4 protein-coding genes are annotated in these 3,284 nt (G+C 46.7%); all 4 read left to right on the top strand.

Annotated elements, in window-relative coordinates:
* Nucleotides 1–299, top strand: a 299-nt coding sequence (locus tag F6K57_RS40770; RefSeq protein ID WP_293074651.1) for a pentapeptide repeat-containing protein, incomplete at its 5' end; no start/stop codon positions are given.
* A complete protein-coding gene (locus F6K57_RS40765) occupies nucleotides 277–435 on the top strand; it encodes a hypothetical protein (protein WP_293017464.1) in 159 nt (52 codons plus the stop codon). The genes F6K57_RS40770 and F6K57_RS40765, both read left to right, overlap by 23 nt.
* A gap of 353 nt (nucleotides 436–788) precedes the next feature.
* Entirely contained in the window at nucleotides 789–1,673 is an 885-nt protein-coding gene (locus F6K57_RS40760; RefSeq protein WP_293074649.1) for a pentapeptide repeat-containing protein, read from the top strand.
* Between the two features lie 478 nt (nucleotides 1,674–2,151).
* Nucleotides 2,152–3,284: pentapeptide repeat-containing protein (locus F6K57_RS40755; protein WP_293074647.1), on the top strand; the 1,133-nt coding region annotated here is incomplete at its 3' end.

The following is a 3,284-nucleotide window of genomic DNA, read 5'->3' as shown; positions in this document are numbered from 1 at the left end:
GAACCGGAACCTTGGGCTTCCAGCTCGCCTCTTCCTTAGCTGGAACTTTAGCCTTCCTCTTGGCCTTACTTGGTTCTTACCTGGGCTGGGGTGCTCTAACGGAAGACCCTAAACATGCCTGGATTCGGACAAATGCGATCGCATTTGCGGCTACAGGGGGTACTAGCTTTTACAACGCTGACCTAACCGATGCTGACTTTACCGGAGCTACCCTCAAAAATACAGATTTAAGACAGGCTAATCTTACTGGTACTAGTTTGGAAAATACTAGTAAACTTGACTTGGCTAGACAGAGCTAAGGTGAGCTATCAGTGGTCAGCCGTCAGCGGTCAGTGGTCAGCTTATTTGCTACGGCCAACGGCTGAGGGTTCTTTCCCTATTCCCTGTTCCCAGATCCGCTGTTCCCTTTCCATTAATATAGCGCTATACTTTTAAAGTTTCTTAATTTGCTTCAATCAGAAAATATGATATATTGTTCAGTGAATATACTGAACCCAGTTTATCATCAAGACTCTGTTCCTTCGGTTTTCCCTAGGGAGTCTAATCCCTAAGTCAGGGGAAATACATCTAAATTAATTAATCAGCACAAATAATCTAATTATTAATACTTCAGGTAAGCCGTCAGCCGTGAGCTTTTAGCTCACGCTACGCGAACAGCCGTCAGCTCTTAGTTATCAGCTTGTTTTATTCAAAAGCTGAATGCTGAATGCTGAATGCTGAATGCTGAATGCTGACCGCTGAATGCTGATAACTGATAGCTTACTATGTTACTACCACTAATGGAAGCTATGAAAGCTAATGAAGTTCTAACCAGATATAAGAATGGAGAAAGGGATTTCCGCAGGGTAAATCTCAGAGGTCAGTCTTTCCAGGGGCAAGACCTTTCAGGAACAGATTTTAGTGAAGCTGATATTAGGGGAGCCAACTTTAAGAATGCTATTCTAACCGGAACTAACTTCTGTAAGGCCAAGGCGGGATTACAAAAACGGTGGGTAACTGTTCTTCTGTTAGTTTCCTGGATAGTGTCAGGACTATCAGGAATTCTCTCCTTCCTTGGTGGGGGGGTAGTAGCGTTTATCTTTGACAACTTAGATAACCAAGTCTCCAGCTGGATAGCTTTGGTTTGTGTAATTATAGTATATATTGTTATCCTGCGTAAAGGTATGGGAGCAGGAGCCGTCCTCGGTTTCGTCTGTGCTTTCGGTGCTGTCAGCACCGTTGCCATCGACAGCGGCAGCGTCAGCGGCTTCGCCTGCCCGATTGCCATCGCCAGCATCTATGCCGTTGCCATCACCAGCGCCAGCGCCAAGACCAGCGCCAGGGCCAGCGCCAGGGTCGTTAGCCTCTTCATCACCAGCGCCAGCGCCAGCGCCATCGCCTTCCGATTAAGCGGATCTGTAGACATAGCCGTAGCCATAGCTGTAGCCTTAGTCTTAGTATTACTTGGTGCTTACCAGGGCTGGCGTGCTCTAAAAGGGGACCCCCGAGATGCCTGGATTCGCACTACTGCGATCGCATTTGCGGCTACAGGGGGTACTAGCTTTTACAACGCTGACCTAACCGATGCTGACTTTACCGGAGCTACCCTCAAAAGTACAGATTTAAGAAAGGCTAATCTTACTGGTGCTTGTTTGGAAAATACTAGTAAACTTGACCTGGCTAGACGAGATTAAACGTAAGCTATCAACCGTCAGCTGTTAGCTGATAACAAGCGTAATTATTCAGTTAGGAGTGGGGAGTCGGGCTATTTCATTGCTCCCCCCTTATCAAAGGGGGGCTGGGGGGGATCTATCCCAAATCCGCTTCAGGGTTGAGATCCCCCTAAATCCCCCTTAGTAAGGGGGACTTTTCAGACTCAAACTAGCGCTATACTTATTAAGTTTCTTCATTTGCTTCAGTTATCAAACATGATATACTAGCCAGTAGGTATGCTGAAACCCCTTTTTAATAAAAACTATCTTCCTTAGGTTTTCCTTAGGGAGCCTAATCGTTAAGTCAGGGTAAATACATCTATATTAATTAATCAGCAAAAATAATCTAATTATTAATACTTAAGGTCAGTGGTCAGCTTGTTTTATTCAAAAACTGTTCGCGTAGCGTGCGCGTAGCGCGTTAACTGATAACTGACCGCTGACTATATGACTATCACAAATGGAAGCTAATGAAGTTCTAAGCAAATATAAGAATGGAGAAAGGGATTTCCGAAGGGTAAATCTCAGAGGTCAGTCATTCCAGGGGCAAAACCTTTCAGGGGCAGATTTTAGTGAAGCTGATATTCGAGGCGCGAACTTTAAGAATACTAATCTAACCGGAACTAAGTTCTGTAACGCGAAGGCTGGATTACAGAAACGGTGGACAATTGTTCTTCTGTTATCTTCCTGGATAGTGTCAGGACTATCAGGAATTGTATCCTTACTTGGTGGGGCGGTAGTAGCGTCAATCTTTGACTCTAACGACCAAGTCTCCGGTTGCATAGCTTTGGTTACTATAATTATAGTATATAGTGTTATTCTGCGTCAAGGTATCGGTTCAGTAATCGCCAGCGCCTACGCCTTCGCCTTCGCCTTCACCATCACCAGCGCCATCACCATCACCATCACCTTCGCCTTCGCCATCACCAGCGCCAGCACCAGCGCCTTCGCCTTCGCGATCGCCTTCGCCAGCGCCTACGCCCGCGTCATCCCCATCGCCCGCGGCATCCCCATCGCCTTCGCGATCGCCTTCGCCAGCGCCATTGCCATTGCCATTGCCATTGCCAGCGCCATCGCCATCGCCAGCGCCATCGCCAGCGCCAGCGCCATTGCCATTGCCAGCGTCAGAGTCATCATCATCGCCATTACCATCGCCATTCCCATCACCAACGCCTTCGGCATCGCCAGCGCCATTGAATTTGAATTAGGCACCGCTGGATCATGGGCTGTAGCCATAGCTGTAGGCTTAGTCTTAGTATTACTTGGTGCTTACCTGGGCTGGCGTGCTCTAAAAGGGAACCCCCGAGATGCCTGGATTCGTACTATTGCTATTGCTATTGCTGCTACAGGAGGTACCAGTTTTTACAAAGCCAATTTAACCGATGCTAATTTTACGGGAGCTACCCTCAAAAGTACAGATTTAAGAGAGGCTAATCTCACCTGTACCTGTTGGCGAAATACCATAAAACTTGACCGAGCTAGACCAGGTAAAACTATCTTAGCTGATACAGCTGTCAGAGAATTATTAGTTAGTGGTAAGGGTTATAATAAGTCTTATGTTGATGCCAATCTTAGAGGGGCTAATTTAAGAGG

Source organism: Moorena sp. SIO4A5 (assembly GCF_010672005.1).
Classification (GTDB): Bacteria; Cyanobacteriota; Cyanobacteriia; order Cyanobacteriales; family Coleofasciculaceae; genus Moorena.
Note: the sequence above shows the minus strand (reverse complement) of the source record. Positions and strands in the feature narration are given on the sequence as shown.

Bases quoted from the DNA above. Each gene is read 5' to 3' on its own strand.
- F6K57_RS40760 (WP_293074649.1), top strand. From the start codon at position 789: ATGAAAGCTAATGAAGTTCTAACCAGATATAAGAATGGAGAAAGGGAT.